Source organism: uncultured Slackia sp. (assembly GCF_934630525.1).
Lineage (GTDB): Bacteria > Actinomycetota > Coriobacteriia > Coriobacteriales > Eggerthellaceae > Slackia.
Genome location: NZ_CAKTVX010000003.1, coordinates 18350 through 42313, shown reverse-complemented (window position 1 = coordinate 42313; position 23964 = coordinate 18350). Strand labels below are relative to the sequence as shown.

The 23964-nt window shown below is 58.5% G+C and carries 20 protein-coding genes; 12 read left to right on the top strand and 8 right to left on the bottom strand.

Features of this window, described 5'->3' with window-relative positions:
• Window positions 1-6: 6 nt before the first annotated feature.
• Entirely contained in the window at window positions 7-1224 is a 1218-nt protein-coding gene (locus tag Q0D41_RS03515) for an IS110 family transposase (RefSeq protein ID WP_294375270.1), read from the bottom strand.
• Window positions 1225-1487: 263 nt separating this feature from the next.
• On the opposite strand from Q0D41_RS03515, the gene Q0D41_RS03510 reads away from it, so the two are divergent.
• Window positions 1488-2519 (top strand): IS3 family transposase, encoded by a 1032-nt coding sequence (locus Q0D41_RS03510; RefSeq protein WP_294375268.1) that lies wholly within the window; start codon window positions 1488-1490, stop codon window positions 2517-2519.
• Window positions 2520-2740: 221 nt separating this feature from the next.
• On the opposite strand, the gene Q0D41_RS03505 is transcribed toward Q0D41_RS03510, so the two are convergent.
• From Q0D41_RS03505 to Q0D41_RS03495, 4 genes are all read right to left on the bottom strand, one after another.
• Window positions 2741-4129 (bottom strand): helix-turn-helix transcriptional regulator, encoded by a 1389-nt coding sequence (locus Q0D41_RS03505; RefSeq protein ID WP_294375266.1) that lies wholly within the window; start codon window positions 4127-4129, stop codon window positions 2741-2743.
• Between the two features lie 51 nt (window positions 4130-4180).
• Entirely contained in the window at window positions 4181-6127 is a 1947-nt protein-coding gene (locus tag Q0D41_RS03500) for an FAD-dependent oxidoreductase (protein ID WP_294375264.1), read from the bottom strand.
• A 219-nt stretch (window positions 6128-6346) separates the two neighbouring features.
• Window positions 6347-6499 carry a LuxR C-terminal-related transcriptional regulator gene (locus Q0D41_RS10040; protein ID WP_367113805.1) on the bottom strand — a complete coding sequence of 51 codons (153 nt, stop codon included), beginning with the start codon at window positions 6497-6499 and terminating at the stop codon, window positions 6347-6349.
• Between the two features lie 55 nt (window positions 6500-6554).
• Window positions 6555-6812 (bottom strand): hypothetical protein, encoded by a 258-nt coding sequence (locus Q0D41_RS03495; RefSeq protein ID WP_294375263.1) that lies wholly within the window; start codon window positions 6810-6812, stop codon window positions 6555-6557.
• 30 nt (window positions 6813-6842) lie between these two features.
• Here Q0D41_RS03495 and Q0D41_RS03490 point away from each other — a divergent pair, with 30 nt between their 5' ends.
• The 3 genes from Q0D41_RS03490 (at window position 6843) to Q0D41_RS03480 (ending at window position 10759) form a co-directional block, all read left to right on the top strand.
• Window positions 6843-7274 carry a hypothetical protein gene (locus Q0D41_RS03490; RefSeq protein ID WP_294375261.1) on the top strand — a complete coding sequence of 144 codons (432 nt, stop codon included), beginning with the start codon at window positions 6843-6845 and terminating at the stop codon, window positions 7272-7274.
• Between the two features lie 360 nt (window positions 7275-7634).
• On the top strand, window positions 7635-8549 hold the full coding sequence (locus tag Q0D41_RS03485; protein WP_294375258.1) for a ketopantoate reductase family protein: 915 nt from the start codon (window positions 7635-7637) through the stop codon (window positions 8547-8549).
• A 401-nt stretch (window positions 8550-8950) separates the two neighbouring features.
• Window positions 8951-10759 (top strand): hypothetical protein, encoded by a 1809-nt coding sequence (locus Q0D41_RS03480; RefSeq protein ID WP_294375255.1) that lies wholly within the window; start codon window positions 8951-8953, stop codon window positions 10757-10759.
• A gap of 125 nt (window positions 10760-10884) precedes the next feature.
• On the opposite strand, the gene Q0D41_RS03475 is transcribed toward Q0D41_RS03480, so the two are convergent.
• Window positions 10885-12192 (bottom strand): O-acetylhomoserine aminocarboxypropyltransferase/cysteine synthase family protein, encoded by a 1308-nt coding sequence (locus tag Q0D41_RS03475; protein ID WP_294375252.1) that lies wholly within the window; start codon window positions 12190-12192, stop codon window positions 10885-10887.
• A gap of 610 nt (window positions 12193-12802) precedes the next feature.
• On the opposite strand from Q0D41_RS03475, the gene Q0D41_RS03470 reads away from it, so the two are divergent.
• From Q0D41_RS03470 to Q0D41_RS03435, 8 genes are read left to right on the top strand one after another with little or no spacing between them, the layout of a single operon-like run.
• Window positions 12803-14683 (top strand): nucleoside-diphosphate sugar epimerase/dehydratase, encoded by a 1881-nt coding sequence (locus tag Q0D41_RS03470; protein ID WP_294375250.1) that lies wholly within the window; start codon window positions 12803-12805, stop codon window positions 14681-14683.
• A 3-nt stretch (window positions 14684-14686) separates the two neighbouring features.
• Window positions 14687-15769 carry a glycosyltransferase family 2 protein gene (locus Q0D41_RS03465; RefSeq protein WP_294375846.1) on the top strand — a complete coding sequence of 361 codons (1083 nt, stop codon included), beginning with the start codon at window positions 14687-14689 and terminating at the stop codon, window positions 15767-15769.
• A gap of 2 nt (window positions 15770-15771) precedes the next feature.
• Window positions 15772-16659, top strand: a complete 888-nt coding sequence (locus Q0D41_RS03460) for a phosphorylcholine transferase LicD (RefSeq protein WP_294375248.1) — start codon at window positions 15772-15774, stop codon at window positions 16657-16659.
• 9 nt (window positions 16660-16668) lie between these two features.
• On the top strand, window positions 16669-17658 hold the full coding sequence (locus Q0D41_RS03455; protein ID WP_294375245.1) for a glycosyltransferase: 990 nt from the start codon (window positions 16669-16671) through the stop codon (window positions 17656-17658).
• Window positions 17659-17691: 33 nt separating this feature from the next.
• Window positions 17692-18405 carry a 2-C-methyl-D-erythritol 4-phosphate cytidylyltransferase gene (locus Q0D41_RS03450; RefSeq protein WP_287538483.1) on the top strand — a complete coding sequence of 238 codons (714 nt, stop codon included), beginning with the start codon at window positions 17692-17694 and terminating at the stop codon, window positions 18403-18405.
• Complete coding sequence (locus Q0D41_RS03445) at window positions 18405-19418, top strand: alcohol dehydrogenase catalytic domain-containing protein (RefSeq protein WP_294375234.1); 1014 nt, start codon at window positions 18405-18407, stop codon at window positions 19416-19418. Before Q0D41_RS03450 ends, Q0D41_RS03445 begins: the two co-directional genes overlap by 1 nt.
• A complete protein-coding gene (locus Q0D41_RS03440) occupies window positions 19418-21136 on the top strand; it encodes an O-antigen polysaccharide polymerase Wzy family protein (protein WP_294375231.1) in 1719 nt (572 codons plus the stop codon). Before Q0D41_RS03445 ends, Q0D41_RS03440 begins: the two co-directional genes overlap by 1 nt.
• The gene (locus Q0D41_RS03435; protein WP_294375227.1) at window positions 21129-22187 is read left to right on the top strand and encodes a hypothetical protein; all 1059 of its coding nucleotides are present in this window, start codon (window positions 21129-21131) and stop codon (window positions 22185-22187) included. Before Q0D41_RS03440 ends, Q0D41_RS03435 begins: the two co-directional genes overlap by 8 nt.
• Before the next feature lie 94 nt (window positions 22188-22281).
• Here the strand turns inward: Q0D41_RS03435 and Q0D41_RS03430 are convergent, their stop codons facing one another.
• Both Q0D41_RS03430 and Q0D41_RS03425 read right to left on the bottom strand, forming a co-directional pair.
• Window positions 22282-23097, bottom strand: coding sequence for a phosphorylcholine transferase LicD (locus Q0D41_RS03430; RefSeq protein ID WP_294375224.1), 816 nt, complete (start codon window positions 23095-23097; stop codon window positions 22282-22284).
• A gap of 9 nt (window positions 23098-23106) precedes the next feature.
• Window positions 23107-23952: a phosphorylcholine transferase LicD gene (locus Q0D41_RS03425; protein ID WP_294375221.1), complete on the bottom strand. Its 846-nt coding sequence runs from the start codon at window positions 23950-23952 to the stop codon at window positions 23107-23109.
• Between the last annotated feature and the right edge of the window lie 12 nt (window positions 23953-23964).

Here is a 23964-nt window from a genome sequence, read left to right as displayed (position 1 = left end):
ACGGGCTTAGGGCTCGAGGAGGTGGCCAGGCCTATGGCTTTTCGGAGGCGCCGGCTCGTACGGCCGCTTCTCCTTCATAACCGCGAGGGACACGCCCATGAGCTTGCGCGCCACGCCGGACAGCGCCACGTAGTGGTGCTTGCCGGCGGCCCTCTTCTTGGCGTAGTAGTCGCCGAAGTATGGGTCGTGCTTTCTGGCGCAATCCGCCGCCCGCATGAACGCCCACCTCAGCGCGGCCGGCCCACGCTTGGACATGTGCCCGTCGGAGTGCACCGTGTCGCCGGACTCGTTCTTCGTGGGGTCCATCCCCGCGTAGGCCATGAGCTTATGCGGGTCCGCGAACGCGTTCGGGTCGCCGATCTCCCCGGCTATCACCGAGGCTAGCGCAACGCCGACGCCGGGGATGGTGAGGAGCCACCTGCCAGCCGTCTCGTCGAGGATGCGCGCGAGCTCGGCGTCGACCTCATCGATCCGGCCCCGCACGAACCCCAGCTCCTCCATGACTAGCCTGACCTCGAACGCGAGCGCTCCGGACCCGAACCCCACGCCGACTGATTTTCTGGCGGCGGCCTTGACCTGCTCGGCCTTTTCCCGGCCGAGTTGGCCGCGGGACGCCTCGGAGAGGATTCTCGCGATGGTCCTCACATCGGTCGAGAGCGCTTGCTCCGGGGTGGCGCAATGCTCGAGCAGCGCTCGGTGCGCCGGGCCATAAGACCCGCTGAACAGCCCCGCGAGCTCGGGGAACGTCCTATCGAGGATCGCCGTCGCCCTGTTCTTGAGCATGGTCGACCGCTCGACGAGCGACATCCGGTAGCGCGCCAGGTTGCGCAGCTCTTCGGTCGCCTCTTCGCCCAGGGCGGACGGGCCGAACCTCTTGTAGCGCACCAGGTCAGCTATCATCGCCGCGTCGACGGCGTCGGTCTTGACCTTGCGCACCGACCACACGTCGCGGAACGCATCTGTCTGGATCGGGCTTATGACGGCGGCGTCGTAGCCGTGGGCGGTCAGGAAATCGAACAGCGCCACCCAGTAGTGCCCCGTCGCTTCCATGCCGACGAGGCAGCTGTCGGGGGTTGCCGACGCCTCGCTCAGCCTTTCGAGCAGTCCGGCGAACCCGTCGCGCGTGTTGGCGAACTTTAACGACTCGATCACGGTGCCGCCTCCGTCGTCTACCGCGCTCGCGACGTGGTTTCTCTTGGCGACGTCTATCCCGACGTAGATCATGCCCGCCCTCCTTGCTCGCTTGCCGAAGAAGGCGGAAGTCATCCCCTGGTCTCCGCAGGCGCAGCCTCATCGGACATCAAGCGCCGAACGCCATCCTGCCTTATTCGCGTCCACCTGCGGGCCGGAGGCGTCAGCCTATCGGAAAGAGCCGGACTCCTTGGAGGTTCGGCAAACGCCCTCCGCCCCATACGCGCCCTTTATCTCATATTCGCGTCTACAAGAGAAGAGCGCGGCCACTGCGCGAGAAGTGGCAAAGACAATATATGAGGTGGGTCAAGGCGATAAACGCGTCGGACTCGCCGCGCGCGGCCGACAACCGCACGCCCGAGCAGAACCGGATCATCGGGCTGGAGCGCGAGAACAAGCGGCTGCGCATGGAGGTCGACGTTTTAAAACAGGCGGCGCTGATATTTGCGCGAAAGCGGCGGCGATGGCGGCGAACGCCGGCCGCTACCCGGTATCGGCGCAATACGAGATGCTCGGCGTTGCGCGCTCGACCTGCTGCTCGATGCGCTCGCGCGCGGAATCCCCGAAGCCGCCGGACCCCGTCGAGCCCGACGTGCCGGCCGCGCACGGGGCAAGCCGCGGGCGCGGCAAGCCGCGGGCGGTACGGCGCGCGCAAGATAAAGGCCTCGCTCGCCCGCCGCGGCATAACGGCCAGCCGCAGGCGAATCTGCAGGATAATGAGGGAAAACGGCTTGGCCGGCGCGTACGGACGCAAGAAGCCCGAATGCCATCCCGGCAGGTCCAACGAGGCCGACCTGCCCAATGCGGCGGCCAGGCAGTTCGGCGGGCGCGAGCCGCGCACCCACGCGTGCGGCGGCCTCGCCTACGTGCGCGTCGGCGGCGGCTGGAGCTACGCCTGCCTGCTGGTCGACCTGGCAAATCGCGAGATCGTCGGGCATTCGGCGGGGCCGCGCAAGGACGCCGGTCTGGTGAGAGCCGCGTTCGCGACGGTCGAGTTCCCCCTTTCCGACATCCGGGTTTTCCATGCTGATTGCGGCAGCGAATTCGACAACGCCAAGATCGACGAGACGCTCGAAGCCTTCGGCATCGAGCGGTCGCTCTCCAAGAAGGGATGCCCCTACGACAACGCGGTCGACGAATCGACGAACGAGACCCTGAAGGCGGAGTCCGTCTACCGCGAGGCGTTCGGCACGACTCGCGAGCTGCAGGCCAAGCTGGCCGACTACGTGCATTGGTGCAACAACTTCAGGATTCACTCGGCGCTGAGATGCATGACCCCGGTCGAGTTCAGGAAGGCGGGCATGATCCTCCCGGAATCGTCCAAATAGGTATAGCCAATCCAGCTTGCTCGGGAGGGGGAGCGGGAATACTTGCCTCTCTACATGGCGTTCTGTTTGTAGCGCGGTCGCATGTCGGAAAGGCTGCTACGGGAAACCCGCGGCTGAATTCTCGCATGAGTGAATGGAAAAGTGTCGATGATTTTTACGCTGAAAGCTGATAGGGACGCAAGGCCCAATGTCGTCGATGGGCTTGTTGCGTTTGCTGAACCTCAGCTCTTCTCGATGAGGCTGATGATCTCCTGCTTACTGTGGATGCCCAGTTTTTGGTAGATGTGCTTCACATGGGTGCTCACGGTGGAGCGCGAGAGCCAGAGCTGCTCGCGTATGTAGGGCTCGGTGCGTCCCCGCGCCAGGTATTCCAGGATTTCCGTCTCGCGCGGGGTGAGGCCCTTTGCGGCAGCCAGGTCCTGAACGACTTCGGCGATGTCGCGTTCTTTCTGGGTGGAGGCAGCGGGGCCGGCGGCCGGGCGCGCCGAGGTGCTCCGGGGAATGAAGCTGAGCGAGAGCACGAGCGCGCTGGCCAGCACGAGCACGATGAAGAGAAGCTGCTCGGTGCTCAGGCCGAGCCCCCCGTGCCACTGTCTCCCAAACAGGTTCCCGGCGACGGAGCCGATCAGGATGGCGCTTTGGGCGATGCCGATGCCGCTGTAGCGTCTCAATCGGCCGGCTTTCTCCAGGTTGACGAGGTAGACGATGATGACGGACACGGCCATGAAGTCGGCGCCGGCGAGGAGGGCGACGAAGCACCGCTCCGCGAGGGGCCTTTGCAGGGCGAAAAGGGTAATGGCCCCCATGAGCAACGGTGCGATGAGCTTGCTGAGAGAGGCGAGGTCGATGCGCACCGCATGGAGGATGCAGAGCAACGCGAGAAGAATGCCCAGGCACGAGCCGAGGAACACGGGTATGTTCTCCGTGAAAGGCCCAAGGGGCGTTTCCAGGAGGGGCGACAGGCTGTTGAGGCACCCGATGACGAAGTAGAGGCTCACGGTGTAGGCGATGACCCGCAGGATGTTTCGGGACGGCATGGGCGCTCGGGCGTCGTTTCCCCGGGTTGGGTCGCCGTCGTACGGGACTTGCTTTCGTGCGACGGCGAGGCAGCCGAAAGAGAGCGGGGCGAGGGCGGCGACGGCCGTCACTCCGATGGGGCCGGACAGTGTGGGAAAAACGAGGGCGGTGAGGGCGGTGACGGCGGATGAGGCGGGAACGATGTACTCGGTTCGCTCCGAATGGATTTCCGCGAGAACCCTGCCCCAGAAAAGCCAGAGAAGGCCGTATCCGATGCCCGACGCGAAGCCTCCGGCCATGGAGAGAAGGGGCGCGAGGGATACCGCGGAGAGAACAGTGCCCCCGGCCATGAGCGCGACCGCCGCGGGTTCGAGGAGCCGCCCCGTCTCCCTGACGCGGTTGAACAGCACGGCCCCTGCGACGAGCACGAGAATGGCGCCGGCAATGGCCGCCAGCCAGGAGGGGTGGGCCAGCGACGCATTGCCAGGTCGTCCGTCGAACAGCGAGGAGGTGTTGTAGGCGCAGTAGACCCACGACGACAGGAACCCGATGCCGAGGGCGGTCAGGACGCTGTTTCGGTTCAGCAGGGCCATGTTGTCGGTGTGAGAGGTCGTCGCGTGCATGCCATAATTGTAGCCGAAGGCCTAGGCTCCGGCAAGAACGTCCGCCACCACCAGGCCGTTACCCATGGTCATGATGCCGCCCGTCGTGGGAATGACCTCCCCCACGCCGAACAGTCCGGGAATGTCCTTGCCGTCTTTGTCGGTCAGGGCGTAGTTCTCATGGTTGTAGTTCAGGCCGCCGCAGGTGATGTGCACGCCCCAATGGCACGGGAAGGCGTAGAAGGGCGCCGTGGTGATCGGGGAGGTCTCGTCGAACAGGCCGCGGCCGAAATCGGGGTCGTTCTTGGTGGCGGCCATCTCGTTGTACTGCTCGACGCTGGCGACGAAGGTGGCTGGGTCGATGGCGATGGCCGCGGCGAGCTCTTCGAGGGTGTCGGCGGTGAAGAGCTTGTCGTTGTCGAGGAGCTGCTGGACGTCAATGCCGAACATGTTGCGGCCGCCCTCGATGCCGCTGTTGTTGGCGTCGGAGATGAGGTAGCACATCTGGTCGGTCTGCTCGATCTGGGCATGGGCGATCTCGTTGCGTCCCAAGGTCTCGTTGACGAAGCGCTTGCCCTCCTTGTTGAGCATGAGCGCGTTGCCCGTGTTGCCCACCATGGATTCCACGGAGAAGTCGACGGCGTTGACGAAGGGGAGACACATGATGTTGGGCACGTTATCCATGAACGTGGCGCCGGCGGCCAGACCCATGACCACGCCGTCTCCCGTGTGACCGAAGTTGTTCGTCGTGGGGATGACGTCCATGGAGGCGAAGCCCCAGCCGTCGTCGTGCTCCTTCAGCAGCTCGGCGCTGCCGGAGAAACCGCCCGTGGCGATGACGACCGCCTTGGCGGCGTTGACGAGGTAGGTGGTGCCGTCGGCGCACACGCCCCGGGCCCCGACGGCCCGGCCTCCGTCCATGAGGATTTCCTCGGCCGGCGTCTGGAACAGGAACTCGATGGGATTGCCGTTGGCCTCCAGGTACTCGTCGAAGGCGCGGAAGTACCCCTCACCGTTCTCGCCCACCGTGGGCTGGGCCCAATTCGGCCAGGGGAATCCGGCGATGCCCGTCAGCGGCTTGAACTCGATGGGCATTTCGTCGGACAGCCAATTGAGGAGGACGATGGATTCGGCGTTGTACTCGCTGCAGGAGCGGTAGGTGGTCTCGTCGAAGGCCGGGATGCCGAGGGAGACGAGGGCGGCGATGTTCGCCCACTCGGCGCTGTCGAACACCTTGTCGGTGCCGGTGGCGTACCACTCGTCGTGCTGGGCGCGCACCGTGGCGATGAGGTCGGCGGGGAATCCCAGCTGTTCCGCCTTGGCCAAGGTTGCCTCGTAGTACTCTTCCAGACCCTCGGTGTTCGTGGCTCGCAGCTCCGAGGGTGCGCCGATCCAGCGCATCATGCCGCCCGAGACGAGGCAGTTGCCGCCCACGTTGCCGCACTTCTCCATCACCACCACATTCAGCCCCTTCTGGCTGCACGCCACGGCGGTGCCCATGCCTGCGGCACCGGCGCCGAGGACGACCACATCGGCGTCAATCTCCACGGTTTCGGTGCTCTTCTCGGTGCCGGGCGCCTGCTCGAGGGCCGTCACGTCGCCGCCGGCCTGGGAGACGCAGTCCTTCACGCCGTTGATAACGGCCATGGAGGCCAGGGTGGCGCCCGCGATGGTATCGACCTGCAGGCTCTGGTGCTCGAGAATCTGCTCGGGGATGTCGGTGAAGGCACGCTCGGATATACGCGGCGTCTCGTAGTTGTCGAGGATCTCGATGGTCTCGATGGCATCGTCGGAGAACGTCACCGCGATATTGACCGGGCCCTTCTTGCCCGTGGCGGCTGCCGTGTAGGTGCCGGCCTGATAGCTCGGCGCTGCGTCGGCGGCGCCCGTCTTCGGGGTGCAGCCGCCCAGTCCGAACAGCATGGTGCCGGCCGCCGCCGCTCCCAGTGCGACGAACTTGCGCCGACCCAGGTACATTCCCTGCTTCATATTTCCTCCTTCGCTCCCTGATTCTGCGGTGCCTCCCGGTCGGCGGGGAGATCGCCGACAGACGGGAGGACTTCTCCACCGTAGTCTTCGGAGCGAGAAAAACCATCGTGCGAATGACACGATTTCGCAGGAAGACGCAGAGAATCGTAGACTTCGGGCGCACTGGTCAGCGGTAAAGAGGCGCCGATCGCGGGTGGAGTAAGCCGATGGCCCTGCGCGCTAGGCGCGGTAGCTGTTGACGGAGGTGCGGAGGGCCTGCTTGTTGTCGACGCCGATTTTGCGGTAGATGTGGCGCGAATGGGTCTTCATGGTGGATTCGGCGACGAACAACTCCCGGCCGTCATGGCCGCTTGGGCGAGGCCGAACAGCCACAGGGCGCTCACGCCGAAGCGGTAGGAGATGTTGCAGAAAATGCCAGTCACGAACGTCATGAACAGCACAATGCCCATATTGGAGGCGGCGGCTTCAGCACGAGCGAGGAGAAGAGCGACGAGAGCAGATTGGACGCGACGAAGTAGACGAGCGCGTGGTGCACGTTCATGCGGGCGTAGGCTTCCATCCAGACGAGGTGCAGCAGCGCGAAGGCCCCGTTCACGAGCCCTGCGGTCGCAAAGGAGGCGCCCAGGGCACCGATGGCCGCGGCATGGGGCGCGGCGCCGAAGAAGATCAACGAGCCGAGGGCCATGGCCGCCGCGGCCGCCCGGAGGGCGCCGGGATGCCCGAGCAGGGTGGGAACCCGCCGCGCGAGAGCCGCCGCCGCGAGGAAGACCTGACCTGTGTCAAGATTTCGGACACAAAAGCTAGAGGCTTATGCTGCTATCGGCAGCTCCCCCGCGGTCGGAGCCGTCCTCTCGAAGAACGCCTCCATTGCTTCCGCGGGCACCTCGTATCCGATGGTCGAGTGGGGCCTGAATCTGAACATGACCCGAAAATCTTACAGCTTATTGAGGCGCGCTGCGACCGTGCGAATGAGCTCAAACGCTACAGTGCCGAAATTAGCGATACGCAATCGGTGACGTTTGATTTGAATGTCGCGGTGGGAATCGATATGGCGATCAAGAAAATGGGCTTGGCGAGCAACTTCTCATTTGAGGGGCAGACACGGCAAGAGGAACGTCGCAAATTGACGTTCGTCGTTGAGTTCTAGTGCTAGGTGGGTTTGTATGCAGCTATTGAAGAGATGCTCGACGCATGCCGAAACCAAACCGTAATGCTCACGTCGTAAAGTGCGAAGCGCGTATAAAGCGGTGAGTCGGCGTTGCGGCCGGCAATCTGCAAGCATGCCCCGTTTGAGTTCCTCGGTTTGTTTGAATCTGAATCGCGCGCTGAGCATTTTGCCCTTTATTCGGATGGCTACAATACATCGTATTCAAATAAAGGTCGCGAGTCTCGGGAAAACGCCGCTGGTGCTATCGCGATTCGGCGTTGTGCTGGGGCTTCGATATCAAGACGGCGAAGGCGCGGCGTTCGGCTCGCCGCTGGCGGGTTCAAAGAAAGGGTGCATCCAATGCGCATCAATAAAGTTGCATTCATCGGCAAAGGCGGCGTGGGGCTGCTGTATGGCAGCATGATCGCCCGCGCGCTCGGCGATGACGCCGTGGAATTCGTGATGGACGACGCGCGCTATGAGCGCCACGCGGCCGATCAGCTGAAAATCAACGGCGAGCCGTGTAATGTGCGCAGCGTGCGCGCGAGCGAGGCGACCCCTGCTGACCTGGTGATTCTCACGATTAAAACCACCGGCCTTACGCAAGCGCTCGACACCATGGAAGCCGTCGTGGGCCCCGAAACGCGCATCGCGTCGCTGTGCAACGGAATCACGAGCGAGCAGGAGATCGCCGAACGTTTCGGCTGGCGGCGCACGGTGCTCGGCATTTGCCAAGGCATGGACGCCGTGTTCCTGAACAACGAGCTCACATACGGCAAGCCCGGCGAAATCCGCTTCGGCGCGGCGCCCAATACCGACCCCGCTGTGGTGGCCGACATCGCCGAGCTGTACTCCCGCGCGGGCATCGCCCACGTGGTCGAGCCCGACATTAAGCGCCGCATGTGGACGAAGCTCATGATGAACGTGGGCATCAACCAAACGTGCATGGTGTATGGCGGCACTTACGGCAGCGCGACCGAGCGCGGAAGCGAGCAGCGCCGTAGTTTGGTGGCGGCTATGCGCGAGGCTCGCGTGGTGGCGAATGCGGAAGGCGTCGCCATCGCCGAGTCCGACTTGTTGCAGATGGTCGAGCTGCTCGAAACGCTCGACCCCGCAGGCATGCCGTCCATGGCGCAAGATCGCATCGCGCGCCGCAAAACCGAGGTTGAAGAATTCTCGGGCACCATCTGCCGCCTCGCCGCTGAACACGGCATCGAAGTTCCCCAAAACGAATGGCTTTACCAGCGCATTCGCGAAATCGAAGCGAGCTGGTAGCGGCTTGCTGCGACGGTTCGAGAGAAGGCAAGGCAGCGTCGCAGTTCGCGGTGGTTTCGCGGAAGCGCGTTCTTGGCGAACGGGCCGCCCGCTTGCGGAAGTGTTCGGAATCGCTTCAAACTGAGCGGCGTGTTGCGAATGGCTCTATACTATGAGTGATTAATGCCGTCCCAGGAGCCACTCTCATGAAGCCCGATTCTTCTCGCATACAGCCGAAGCGCCCAACCAGGGCGAGCGCTTCGCTGCGCGTTTCGGCCAGTGGGAGCAAGGGTGGCGACTCATTTAAGGTGAAATCGCCCGTCGAAGTGAAAGCCTCCTCCGAAAAGTCGTCCGCCAAAGCAGAACCGTCCTTCGAAACGGAGCCATCGCTGGAGAAGATCCTGACTTCGGCGGAATCGTCCTTGAAACTCGGCCCTCACGGCCTCGACTCGCTTCGCCGTTTTCTGGGTGATTCTTCCGCCAAGCTTCTCGGCGCCTATTTTGCCAAGGCGGCGCTGCTTGTCGTAACCGTCTATTTGCTGAGCTTCGCCGTGCCGAAAATGCCTGCGCCGTTTTTGGCGCTGTTCTGGGCGTTTTTCACCCTCGCTTCAACGGCGGGCGTAATGTATCAGGTGGTTGTGCGCAAAACGCACCGCCAATTTAAATACACGGCGGGCGGCCTGTTCGCGCGTGTGAACAACGGCCGCATCTTCAGCTTCATCGTGAGCTTTTGCGTGTCTGCCGCATGCATGGCGAGCTTGTTCCTCGAATCGCCGAAGTGGGACATCGCCGAATGGGTGCTCATTTTCGCCGCAGTGGTGGTGTATCCCGTGGTGCTGCTGCTCATGCGCCGCTACGCGCGCCGCGAATACGAGCCCGCGTTTCAGGCGTCGGGCGAATTTCTGTGGAGCTGCGCCATCGTCGGCCTGCTGCTATGCGTGGCGTATGGCGCGTATTGCGCGATGAGTCCCAGTTTCGGGCAGCCTGTCGAAACGGTGCTCGACGCCTTCGCGAAAACGCCCATGCCGTTCGAGAATTCCCCTTCGGCGCTCATGTGGAACGCGGGCGTTGGCTCGTGGATCGTCGACAGCCTTACGAGCTACGGCCTTATGCAGGCTTCGAAAGTGTCGGTGCCCGTTTGCTTCGCCATTCGCACGGCGCTGTGCGCGGGCGCGTTTTTCGGCATGGCGAACCTCATTGGGCTGTGCGCGCTTCCCGTGCAGGAGCTGCGCAAAATTTTCGTTTCGGTTGACGCGATCAAGCGCGATGACGCGACGCAACCCATCTGGCGGCGCTACGTCGTTATGGCCGCGGTGCTCCCCGTTGTGCTCGTGGCGGGCTTTTTCTGGGGCGAAATGAAAGTCGGCATGGCCATGCAAACCGAAAACGGCACTGCCCTGCAGGAAATCGCCCGCGAACTCGCGGGAAAATCGGTCTATTCCATTGACGGCGCGCTGTACGACCAGGCGAAAATCGATGCGCTCGCCAGCTCGCTTTCGGCAGACGAGGCGAACCTGCGCACGATGTCGTTCCAGCTGAAAGATTCGCTCGAGAGCTCGTATGCGACGTGCTCGGGCAAAACCGACGCGTTTTTGGATTGGTATTTCAGCATCGCCACGAATTCGTCGCTGCGCGCGAGCATTCCCGAAGGCGGCGCGCAACAGGCGCTTGAGGACAGGTTTTACTCCCTCGTGGGCTCGAGCGAAGACGAGCAGCTCACCAAGGGCATGAAAAATTATTTGGCCGCGGCGGCGAATTTGCGTTCCTCGATTGACGACGGCATGCAGGCGGCGAAGGTCGATGGCGACGTGTCGCAGGCGGGCGGCGATGGGCGGAAGCTTCCCGCGTGGCTCGTCGAGGCGAAGGAGTTCGGCGACGCGTGGCTGCTTAAAGGCTATCGCGAGGAAGCCGACGGCGTGCTCGACGCGGCGCGCGATTCGGGTATTTCGGCGGCGCTCGACGATGGGAAAACGCTGCTGCAGTACCAGTTTGAGAGGAACGTGTACTCCGACGCGCAGTTCGCAAGCATGGCTTCGTCGGTCGATAAGCTCTCGAACGGCGGCGGCAATATTGCCCTCGATCTTTTGACGTATGCGGGCGGCGTATTCGACGAAGGAATGAGCCGCGACAAATACCGCAAAACTCTCCAGGCAGGCATCTCTGCATGCGAGGATCAGGCGAAAACACTGCTTACGCCGAATGTGCCTTCTGCGTTTTCGGCCGAACGGTAGCTGGTTAATGAGTCGCAAATTGCAAGAAAGCCCTGGAATCGACTTCCAGGGCTTTCTCTATTTCAACTTTTCGATTCGTGGCGCGGCCTTAAAGCCTGCCATCTGCGGTTGCCTTTCGCCTGAATTTAGTCGAGCTTGGCGAAGGCCTGCTGCAAATCCCAAATGATGTCTTCGGCGTTCTCGGTGCCGATGGACAAGCGGATGGTCGAAGGCGTGATGCCCTGGTCGGCCAGTTCGGCCTCGGTCAGCTGGGAGTGCGTGGTGGTTGCCGGGTGAATGGCCAGGCTCTTCACGTCGGCAACGTTGGCGAGCAGCGAGAAAATCTGCAGGTTGTCGATGAATTTCCAGGCTGCTTCCTGGCCGCCCTTAATCTCGAACGTGAAGATGGAGGCGCCGCCGTTGGGGAAGTAGCGCTCGTAGAGCTCGTGATCGGGGTGGTCGGGCAGGCTCGGGTGGTTCACGGAAGCCACGTGCGGGTCGTTGGTCAAGAACTCGACGACCTTCTTCGTATTCTCGACATGGCGATCGACGCGCAGCGACAGCGTCTCGGTGCCCTGCAGCAGAATCCATGCGTTGAACGGCGAGATGCAGGCGCCTTCGTCGCGCAGCAGAATGGCGCGCACGTAGGTTGCGAATGCGGCCGGGCCTACGGCTTCGGCGAAGCTCACGCCATGGTAGCTCGGGTTGGGCTCGGCGATTTCGGCGTACTTGCCGCTCGCTTTCCAGTCGAAGTTGCCGCCGTCGACGATCACGCCGCCGAGCGAGCTGCCGTGGCCGCCGATGAACTTGGTCGCGGAATGCACCACGATGTTCGCGCCGTGCTCAAGCGGACGGAACAGGTACGGCGTGCCGAAGGTGTTGTCGACCACGACGGGCAGCCCGTGCTTCTTGGCGATTTCGGAAATGGCGTCGATGTTGGGAATGTCGGAGTTCGGGTTGCCGAGCGTTTCGAGGTAAATGACGGTGGTGTTGTCTTTGATGGCGCCTTCGACTTCAGCGAGGTTGTGCGCGTCGACGAAGGTGGTTTCGACGCCGAACTGCGAAAGCGTGTGCTCGAGCAGGTTGTACGAGCCGCCGTAGATGGTCTTCTGCGCAACCACGTGGTCGCCGGCCTGCGCGAGGGCCTGCAGCGTGTAGGTAATGGCGGCGGCACCGGAGGCCACGGCCAGGCCAGCCACGCCGCCTTCAAGTGCGGCGATGCGGTCCTCGAACACGCCCTGGGTGGAGTTCGTCAAGCGGCCGTAGATGTTGCCGGCATCGGCCAGGCCGAAGCGGTCGGCGGCGTGCTGGGAGTTGCGGAACACGTAGCTCGTGGTTTGGTAAATGGGCACCGCGCGGGCGTCGCTGGCGGGATCGGCGGTTTCCTGGCCGACGTGCAGCTGCAGGGTGTCGAAGCCGAAGGTGTGCTCGGGGTTATTGATGAACTGGCTCATTGGAAAGTCTCCTTACATAGTTCGATGGGCTGGTTCCCATCGCGAATGGAAATGTGCTGGTCGGTGGAGCTCCCGGCAGGTGTGAAAGCGAATCTACCGGGAGTTCGGCATTCGTTTCGTGTGTCGCATGTGGGGCTCCTTTCGAAATTCCCATTTCCCTACTCGTTTGGTCTGTTGAACAGAATAGGGATGCGATATGGTGATGTCAATCAGTAAAAACTGGTAGTTAGTTATCTGCTGAATAGATAGCGAACAATGAACACACACACATATATATATGAGAACCGATCGTATAGATACACGAGGAAAGATACGGGGAAAGTGCGAGGTTGAATCGGGGAGGGCGGCAGCATCTTCCCAAACCGCCGGCAACGTGCCCCGATGCGGCCATGGGCCGATTCCGCTATCCTGTTGATGGCCGGCGATGTTGCCGCGCACGGCGTTGTATTCTTGGCGAGCGGGCGTTTTGCAGCTGCAAAAATATATGAATAGCGAGCTTTTTCGCAGGCGCGCCCCCTGATGCAGCGATATGCATTACACTACGACAGATATGCCGTGCCTGAAAGGACGCACGACAGTTACATTTGGCCGTTAGGAAAAAGTAGACGTCATGGATATTCGTTTTACAAGGCGCACCGCGCTTCTCATAGTGTGCGACATTCTCGCAACATTCCTTTCATACTACTTGGCATCGGTGCTCACGGGCTTGGTGGGCGAAGTATTTGCCACTCACGAAATCTATTTCATCCTCGGCGTGCCGGCGGTTGTGTATATCTGCCTGTTCGCTGCATTTAAGATGTACAACAATCTTTGGGAATACGCTTCGATTGATGATGCGATTCGCATTGTCATCATGGTTGGCTTTGGAACGCTGGTTTCCGCCGTGTTACTGTGGATGCTCGGCGAGTGGATTCCCATTCGTATTTACTTCGTCGCGCTGTTCCTGATGATTTTCTTCACGGGCGGCGTGCGCATGGTGTTCCGCGTTATTCGCTCCAAGAAGCGCGTTATTGCCGCTACGCCCGCAGAAAATCAGAAACGCTTGCGCACGCTGGTCGTTGGCGCAGGCGAAACGGGCTCGCTCGCAATTGGCCGCATGGCTTCGCGCGACCCGCATATGCCGGGCGATCCGATTATTGCGGTCGACGACAATCCCAGCAAACGAAAGCTTCGCATTCATGGCGTCGAGGTCATGGGAACGAGCGACGATATTCCCCGCTTGGTCGAGCGCTTCGATATCCAGCAAATCGTCGTAGCCATTCCTTCTGCCACGCTTGACGAGCGCAAGCGCATTTATGGCATTTGCACCAAAACGAATTGCCAGTTGCGCACGCTTCCCAATGTGCGCGAGCTGCGCATCGACGAAATCAACGACGTCAAGCTGCGCGAGGTCGATGTCGCCGACCTGCTCGGCCGCGAAGAGGTCGTTTTGAACACGCGCGTTGTGAGCGGCTACATTTCTGGCAAAACCATTCTTGTTACTGGTGGCGGCGGCTCTATTGGATCTGAGCTGTGTCGTCAGGTTGCCGCTGTTGCCCCGAAGCGCATCGTGGTGTTCGACATGTATGAAAACGACGCATACATGCTTCGCAACGAAATCATGTCGCAATACGACGATATCGACGTGCAGGTCGAGGTTGGCAGCGTGTGCGACGAGGGCCGCTTGCGCGACGTTTTTGAGAAATACCATCCCGCAGCCGTGTTCCATGCGGCTGCGCACAAGCATGTGCCCCTTATGGAGATGTGCCCGCGCGAGGCGATTCAGAACAACGTTTTCGGCACTCTGAACGCCGTGCGTCTCTCCGACGAATACGGCGTTGGCCGCTTTATCTTCATCTCGACCGACAAGGCAGTGAACCCCACTTCGGTTATGGGCGCCACCAAGCGTATGGGCGAGATGATCATTCAGCATTACGCGCAGGAATCGAAAACGGTGTTCACGGCCGTGCGTTTCGGCAATGTGCTCGGAAGCAACGGCAGCGTTATCCCTCTGTTCAAGCGCCAAATTGCGGCTGGCGGTCCCGTTACGGTTACCGATCCGAACATCGAGCGCTTCTTCATGACGATTCCCGAGGCGTCGCGTCTGGTTATTCAGGCGGGCGGCATGGCCAACGGCGGCGAGATCTTCATTCTCGATATGGGCGATCCCGTTAAAATCGTCGATTTGGCGAAGAGTCTCATCAAGCTTTCCGGCCTCGAGGTCGATAAGGACATCAAGATTGTCTATACCGGCCTGCGCGAGGGCGAGAAGATGTACGAAGAGCTGCTCATGAACGAGGAGAACACGATCCCCACCAAGCTCAAGGGCATCATGATTTCCACGGGCAAAGAAATTGGTTACGAGGCCGTCGAGCGCAAGCTTGGTGAGTTGCGCGATGCCCTTACCCAGGACGACGTTACGGCGCTCCATACGCTCGCCGACGCCGTTCCTACGTACACCATTACGCATAACGTCATTGAAGAACGAGCAGCTGCTGCGCAGGGGAAATAGTTGATGCAGGATACGAATGTCGATTGCGCGAAGAGGTGCGAAGCGGTGCGTACGGTGTCGGTTGCTATCGTCGCACACAATGAGGCCCCGCATTTTTCGAATATTCTCGAAGATGTCGTAGCGCAAGATTTCCCTCATAATCGAATTGAGCTCTTGCTTATTGATAGCATGTCGAAGGACGACACGAAGAGGGTTATGCTTGAATTTGCCGAGAGCGATCAGGCAAAGGAATTCAAAAGGGTTGTCGTTCTTAGCAATCCAGGCGAAATTCTTCCGTGTGGCTGCAACGTCGCTATTAGGAATTTCACTGGCGATGCTCTGGTCCGCATTGATGCTCATGCGCGAATTCCCCAATCATTTATTTCCTCGAACGTTGAAGTCCTCGACGAGGGGGAGTTTGTTTGTGGCGGGCCGCGTCCAACGATTGCCTCTCCCGAAACCGACTGGAGCAACACGCTTCTTATGGCAGAGGAATCGGCGTTTGGCAGCTCAATTGCGGATTATCGTGGTTCCTCAAAAAAGGAATACGTTTCGTCGGCGTTTCATGCGATGTTCCGCCGCGAAGTAATTGAGCGAGTCGGGCTGTATGATGAACGTCTTGCCCGCACCGAAGACAACGACTATTTCTACCGAGTTCGCGAAGCCGGCTATAAGATTCGTTTTGATGCTTGTATTCAATCTAAGCAAATTGCGCGCAGTTCGTTGAAACGTATGCTGAAGCAGAAATACGGTAATGGATATTGGATCGGCCGTACGATGTATGTTCAGCCTAAATGTTTCAGGACTTATCATTTTTCGCCGTTTACATTCGTTCTCGGAATCATCCTGCTGGCGTGCGTTGGTTTTTTGCGCACCTGGGCGCCTTTCGTTGCGTGCGCAGCTCTTTACGCGGCGGTTACGGTGGTGCTCACGTTGCGAGTGGCGGTTGAATCTCCGAAGCGAAACATCCGCATGGTCGCGTTGCCCTTTGTGTTCTTTGGTATTCATGTTTCGTATGGCGTCGGAACGCTCGTGGGGCTTCTCTCGGGTGCGTTTAGGAAGATGCCCTCTTTCGACACTGCGTTTTCCGTAAAAGAAGGCGAGTAGCAATGCAAGAATTGACTCAAGAAGACCTCAAAGGGCTCCAATCCAAGAGCCTTGAGATGGCGAAATACTTTAAAGCCTTCTGTGAGAAGCACGACCTGACGTTTTATTTTTGCGGCGGCTGCTGCATTGGCGCTGTTCGTACGGGTGGCTTTATTCCCTGGGACGATGACGTTGACGTATTCATGCCCCGTGAAAGCTACGAACGTTTGCGTGAGCTTTGGCCCGTGCATGCCGATTCGCGCTACCAGCTCGTCGAATCTGATGAAACGTTCATCGATCACGATATCTTCGTCGCTATTCGCGACGCGCAGACCACGTTCATCAAGCCTTATCAGCGCGATATCGACTTGTGTCATGGCCTTGTGCTTGACGTGCTTCCTCTTGATGGCTGTCCCGGTGGTTTTGCTCGAAAGAAGCAAAAAGCTTGGGCGCTTATCTACTCGCTGTTCCGCGCGCAATTCGTCCCCGAAAGGCACGGCGGTGTGGTTGCGATGGGCAGCCGCATTTTGCTGGGTCTTGTGCGTTCGCCTCGTGCGCGCTACAAGCTGTGGAAACGCGCCGAACGCAATATGACGAAGTACCCTATTTCGGAATGCAGCAAAATCACTGAGCTTTGCTCGGGTGCGCATTATATGCAGAACGAATATCCGAAAGAAGCGTTCGATCATGCAGTGATGCATACTTTCGAAGATACCGAAATGCCGCTTCCGTGCGGCTATGACGCCTATCTTCGCATGGCGTTTGGCGACTATATGCAGCTTCCACCCGAAGACAAGCGCAAGCCGCACCACGATGCGGAGTTCTTCGACTTGAACACCCCGTGTGCGCAGTATAAAGGCGTGAAGTATTGTGTCGAAGAGTCGAATCGGCAATCAAACGATGAGCGCTAGGTGGGCTGGATGATTCAGGGCAATGCTGCACAGCCGAAAGTTTCTATCGTTGTGCCTGTGTACAATTCGAAGCAATATTTGGCCCGCTGCCTCGATTCTTTGCTCGGGCAAACCGTCAGCGAGATTGAAGTGGTGCTTGTCGATGACGGTTCGACTGACGGGTCTTCTTTGACCTGCGACGGATGGGCCGATATAGATTCCCGAATTCGAGTGATTCATAAAGAGAATGGCGGTTTGAGCGACGCGAGAAACTGCGGCGCCTTGGCCGCTCGCGCGCCATACGTCGCGTTCGTCGATAGTGACGATTCTGTTGACCTGGATTTTTGCGAGTCGCTGTTGAACGATATCGAAGCCACGGGCGCCGATATCGCAACGTGCGACGTGGTCGATGTCGAGGATGGCTGCGAGCTTCCCGACCATATAGACGCATCGCATCGCTCGGTTGAGGTTGTGACTCCCGTCGAAGCCCTAAGGGCGTCAATCACGTCGGGCTTGCCGCGCATTTGGGTTCCGACGCGTTTGTATAAAAAAGAGCTTTTCGACAACGGTTTTCTTTTCCCGGTTGGCAAGACGTACGAGGATGCCGCGACGATCGTCGAGATATTCGGTTCTGTCTCGTCTATTTCGGTGTCAAACGCCCAGCTCTATCATTATCGCCATCGTGCGGGGAGCATTACCACGCAACCTTACACGCCGAAGGCGCATGATATTATTGATGCGTGGGAACACACCGCGTCATTGGCGTGCGAAACGTATCCTGAGCTCAAAGAAGACCTGGACTTTCGCCTTTATTGGGCGCGATGCGTCGTTCTTGACCGAATGATCGCTTCTCGCAAAATGAATGGCACTCCCGAGGAAAAGGAGCTCGTATCCTATATTCGAGCGCACTTTGAATCGGTGAAGAATAATAGGCAAATGACGAAAGCTCGCTTTGTGCTGTCGAAGGTGCTTATGTTGAGTTTGCCGCTGTATCGATGCGCCTTGCGCGTTATGAAATAAAATCTCTCGTGTTGGATCAATAAGGAGCAATCAATGATTTTCGGAGCTATTCTTGCTGGCGGCGTTGGTTCTCGAATGAATATCGAGAGCATGCCGAAACAGTACCTTCCTCTTAACGAGAAGCCCGTTTTCATTCATACGCTTGAGAAATTCTTGCTGTGCAGCGAATTCGACGCTGTCTTCATTGGCACGCACGGCGATTGGGTCGAGTACACGAAAGATGCTGTTGCCCAGTACGGATTCGGCGAAACCCCGGTGCATGTCGTGCAGGGCGGCGCCGATCGCAACGGCACGATTCTCGAAATCATCAAAGCCATCGAAGAGCGTTATGGCGAATCGGATGAACACGTCATCGTTACGCACGACTCCGTGCGTCCTTTCGTGAAAGTGTCGACTATCAAGGCGAATATCGAGGCTGCGCAAAAATTCGGAGCATGCGACACGGTTATTCCTGCTACCGACACCATTGTCGAATCGCTCGACGGCGAGTGCATCTCTTCTATTCCGCTTCGCTCGAATATGTATCAGGGCCAAACGCCTCAGAGCTTTAAGGTGAAGACGCTCAAAGATTTGTACGCGAGCCTTACCGATGCCGAGCGCGCCGAGCTTACCGATGCCTGCAAGATTCTTGTGCTGAAGGGCAAGCCCGTTCATTTGGTGCTGGGCGATGTGACGAATATCAAGCTTACGACCATCATGGACTATAAAACTGCCCAAGCGATGATTGAGTGTGGGGTTGACGAATAATGATCGACAACGTGTACCAGCTTATCGCGCCACGAACGGTCGCGATAAAGTTTGAGGACGTCGATATTGCCAACAAGGTGATCGTTCGACCTCGTTATATGGCGGTTTGCCACGCCGATCAGCGTTATTTCCAGGGCAAGCGCGACCCCGAGGTTATGCGCAAGAAGCTTCCCATGGCGCTTATTCATGAGTGCATGGGCGAGGTGCTTGCAGATGACACTCATACGTTCAATGTGGGCGATCCCGTCGTAATGATTCCGAATATTCCAGGCCATGGTCCCGATGGCGTGTATGAGAACTACGCTTCGGGGTCGGCGTTTCGCTCGAGCGGCCACGACGGCTTTATGCGCGAATTCGTCGCGCTGCCTGCCGACCGCGTTGTTTCATGCGCTGGGGTCGAGCCTCATGTTGCCGCCATAACCGAGTTCGTGAGCGTGACCATGCATGGCATCCATCGCTTCGATATCGCCGCCCACGCGAAGCGCGACCGCATTGCCATTATTGGCGATGGCTCTTTGGCTTATGCGTTGGCATGCACGCTCTCGTGCCAATACCCCGAATGCGAGATTGTCGTCGTCGGCCACGACCCGGAAAAGCTTTCGATGTTTTCCTTCGTCGCGGAGCGCTATCTGTCGTATGAGGCGCCCGCCGATCTTACGTTTGACCATGCATTCGAGTGCGCTGGCGGCGAGGGTTCGACGTCCGCGATTGATTTCGTTATCGAGCATATTCAGCCGCAGGGCACGCTCATGCTTATGGGCGTGAGCGAACACCCCGTGCCGGTGTTCACGCGCAATGTGCTCGAAAAGGGCATGACGCTCGTTGGGTGCTCCCGTTCGGGTCGCGACGATTTCCTCGCCGCGATTGATGTGATGCGCGATAAAGATATCCAGCGCAGGCTTAGCCAGATCGTCCATTTCGACGGGGAAGTGAACGACATAAAAGACATCAAGCGGGTATTTGCGACCGATTTACAAAACCCGTTCAAAACGGTATTCAAGTGGGGCCTGTAATGGCCTGGATGCCGAAGGTGAAGCACCGCGTGGGCTCGGCCCGAGGCGTCGTGCTGTCTTTACAAGTAACCATCTCGGTGCTTTCGGGCGCTTTATTTGCGACGGGGGTATTGACGAACGATACGGGCATCACCCTTGCTGCAGTGCTCGCGCTTTTCGTGGGTAACCTGCTGCATGGCTGCCTCGACGTGAAAAACCGCTTGCTTTTTCTGTTTCTGCATGCGGGCATTTTCTTGTTCCTTTTGACGCGTCCGATTTTTGGCGAGCTTGACCCAAACAGGGATTGGTTCTTGTGGACGGTCGAAACGACGATGTTCGCGCTTTCGTCCATTTACGTTTCGATGCTCTTCTTGCTTCTGGGGTCGACGTTATGCTCGGCTATTGCTCGTCACAATGAATGCGTGAGGGAGCGGAGGGCGCGCATGGCGCCACGCGTGGTGGAAGCGGCAAAGCCCATTAATAACGTTGTGGCCGATTACGCCTTGCGCATAGGGCACAGCGAGAAAATGCTCTATATTCGCCGAGCTGCTTTCTTGCTTTTCATAGTGTGCTTCGCGGGCGCGATGTGCGATGGTTCTATTCGTCTGTCGTACATGGGCGGCATGTCGTATGAGGAATACTACCTTATTGATTCCAGCGAGCATATTCCATGGATAGTCGATTTGTTTAGGGCGATGACGCCATACGTTTTATGCGCGTATTTAGCGACGATGCCCCGAAAGCGCCCCACGGCGATTTGCTTTTTGATGTTCATTGCGACTTCGGTGCCGATTTTGCTCATTGGCTCTCGCGGCGATTTTGTCATAGACATATTGTTTGCGGCGCTCTATTTCGTTTTCCGCTCGATTACCGACAAAGAAGAGCGTTGGATTACGAAGCGCATGATGGTTGGCGTGGCCATTTTGGCGCCGTTGGGCATTTTTGCAATGGGCTTGCAGAATTATTTGCGCTCAGGCCAGGTGACGAACCTCGGTTTTGTCGAAATGCTCGAAGATGCGCTGTTCAAGCAGGGCGTTACGTTTACGGTGCTCGGCCGCGCATATCTCGTGAACGATCAGGTCCAGAATCTTGGGTTCAAGTTTTTCACGATGGGCGCCTTTATTTCGAACATCACGGAGGGCTTTATTGGGCAAACCTTCTTGGGGTGCGAGGCATTGGGGTCGACGAACAGCGCGAAGCTCGCCCTCGAGGGCAATTCTTATTCGCATACCATGTCGTACTTTGCCCACTACAACTACCTGGGCGGAGAAGGCTACGGCTCTTCCTATATCTTGGAGTGGTTCGCCGACTTCGGCTGGGGAGGCATCGCCATTGGCAGCTTCATGATGGCGTGTGCGTTCTACCTTTTGTCGCGTTCGATTGGCAAAAGGTGGTTCTGGGGCATGGTTGGCTTGATTTCCGCCATGAATGTGTTCCATATGCCGCGCGGTTCTGCGAGCGAGTGGATTTCGTTCATTTGGACGACGAGGTTTTTGGCTGCGCTCGTGCTGGTCATGGCTTTCGCGGCGGTGCTTGCGCTTGCCTCGCGAGTCGGAACGCGGCAAAGCGTCGTGGCTGCCGAACAGTCTCCGCCACCTGCTGCTCGGCATCGCGTAGCGCTTCTGCGCGCTTTACCCGTATGTAAACCGCTTTCAGACAAAGCGGCGAATACGAAAACAAATGTGTATGGCATTGCATGTATTGACTTGGCCCAGGAAAAAGGGAGGACCGATGTTTAATTTCACCACGATTTGCGAAAGCGTGAAGCGGCACTGGGTCGCCATTGTGCTGATTACCGCGCTCGCTCTTGTCGCCGGCGCGGGCTCGTCGTTTGTCAAATCTGGCAAGGTCGAGACCGCTGCGACGTATACCGCCGAGGCGAGCCTGTATGTCACCGGCTATGGCTATGACGAGAATGCTCGTCAGGGTGGCGATTACAATTACGAGTTCAATGAGAACACGATGATGAACGACGTGCGCCGTATCATCGTGAGCAAGGAAGTTGCCGCCCAGATTCGCGAGGAATATGGCGAAGATATCACCATTACCACGCCCGACTGGAAAGACACCTCCACGAAAACCAGCTGGACGACGCGTTTCTGCTTCATCGACGTTACGGCGGAAGATCCTGACCTTGCCGTGAAGGTCGCCGACGAAGTTGCGAACAAGGTGTGCGACGTTGCGAAAGAAACGGTTCCCCTGAGCCAGGTCGAGGTGTTCGACTCCGCTGCTCTTAAGCCGACCGACAGCTCGACCGCCAATGAATGGGGAACGGGCGACCTTGAAGTCAAGGATTCCGCCGAGTCGGTTGCTTCGCGCATCAGCATGAAATCGCTCGTGATTTACGTATTCGTTGGTTTGTGCGTTTCGATTTTCGGTTTTGCCGTGTATGACATCATGTCGCGCCGCGTTCGCTCCGCGAACGACGCCGAACGCCTGCTCGACATTCCTGTGATCGCTTCGCTTGGTGCGACTGAGAAGAGCTCGATGCTCGCCGAGGACGTGCGTGTTCTTATGAAGCGCAGTGGGTTGGCATCGCTTGCGGTTGTCGGTGCGACGGAGGCCGACGGTGCTGGCAATGTTGCGGCGATGCTCGAAGGCGTGCAGGTTTCGGGGGCGTTTGATTTGTCGAAAGATACTAAGGGCGTCTCGACGATTGCCGAATCTGACGCGATTCTGCTTTCGGTGAAAGAGGGCGCTGCGAGCGGCAAGCAGCTCGAAAATGCACTTAAGCAGATGAAGATCTCGGGCATTCCGGTGCTTGGCGTCGTGTTCATTTCGAAAAAATAGTTACCGCTAAGCAAAAGGAGCACCGTTTGAAACGGTGCTCCTTTTTTGTGCCGCCGAAAGGCGGCTCAAGGTTGAGGTTAAGCGTGACCTGGCTTTATTGTTCCGATTCCACAATAATGCCGTGGCCGTTGCGCTCGCTTTCGGGTGGAAGCTGGTGCCAGTCTCCATAGCTAATCGTGAGCAGTTTGTCGTATTCAGCGGGCGCGGGGTAGCGCTTCCCTTCAAATTCAAGCTCGATGGTTTCCGCGAAGTACTCTATAGGGAACAGCTTTGAGGGCTCGGTGCCTTGCATCGCGAGTTTTTTGCCCGCGAACGAATGCCTGGCTTCCTCTTTTACATATGCATCGATATAGGGCTTCGCGCCTCTGATTTTTGCGGGGATATAGAACGCGAAACGGCCGAGCGTGCCCAAGAGGGAGTTGCCTTTTTTGAAGGCGAATGTGGCAAGTCGCGTTTTGGCATAAAGCGAATACAGCTTATCTCCCACGGGGCGCGCTTCTTCGAGCGAATCAAAGCCCATCAGGGGGAAGATGTCGATCCAAATGCCCTCTTGGAAGCCGATGTCGGCCGTAAGGATGCTCTGCTTGATTTTGAACGACGTGTCGTAAATCTTCATAAAGGGACAATGGAACTTTTCGCAGCCGTTAAGCCCCGGTGCTGCGGCGCGATAAGGTGCGGGCAGGGCATTGGGGTTTTCTTTGAAAATTGCGATAAGCTTTTGGTATTCCTCGATGGGCATGACGAGGTCGATGTCGTCATCCCAGGGAATAAAGCCCTTGTGGCGGGCGGCGCCAAGCAACGTGCCGTAATCGATCCAGTAGGTAAGGCCGTGCGCTTTCGCAAAGGCGTCGAATGCTTGCAGAATGCGGTGCGCAGCTGCTTTCGAGTTATCGAGGGTCTCTTCGCTCATGGTGGTGTCCTATTGCTCTTTCGCCCAGCGGGCGGTCATATTGTGGGTGCTCGTGCGTTCGCTTTCGGATGGAAATTCCTTCCAGTTGCCATAGCGGAAAGCAAGGAAATCCTCATAATGCGGAAGACAGGGGAATTGCCTGCCTTCGAATTCGAGCAGAGCGCAGTCGCCTTCGAAGAACTTCGTGGGGTAGATGAAGCTCGATTCCGACAGAGTCAGGCAGTGATCCTTTTCGAACATGTCAGGAGCGCTTTTTTGAATGTCGTCGCAGGTGGCCGCCCAGCGCTTGTATCCGCCAATTTTCGCGGGAAGCCATGCTGCAAGTCGGCGCAACGTTCCAACGAAATTATCGCCTTTTGTAAAATGCCAGCTAGATCGACGGAGCAAGGCCTGGTTGAGGTCGAACGATCGAATATACTGCTCCCCGTCCTGCTTAGAACTCACTTCGGTGCCGACGAAGGGGAAGATGTCAATCCATACGGCCTCATTCACGCCTTTCATAGGCACGAGCTCATTCTGGACAACTGAAGTCCTTCGGTCGAAAAGCTTTGCGAAGGGTCGGTAGGGTATGCAATTTTGAACGCCGCAGGCATCGAGGTCGATATGGTCGCAAATACGCTCGCCGTTGTTGACGAGTTCGACGAGCCGGTAATAGTCATTTTTCGGCATCGCGATGTCGACGTCGTCGTCCCAGGGGATGAAGCCCTTATGGCGGGCAGCGCCGAGCAGGGTGCCGTATATGAGCCAATAGCAAAGGCCGTGTTTTTTGGCGAAATCGTCAAAGGCGCAAAGCATCTCGAATTCGATGCGCTTCAAATCTTCGAGCTCCAATTCGGAGGCCTGTTCCTGAGCCACCCTGAAACTCCT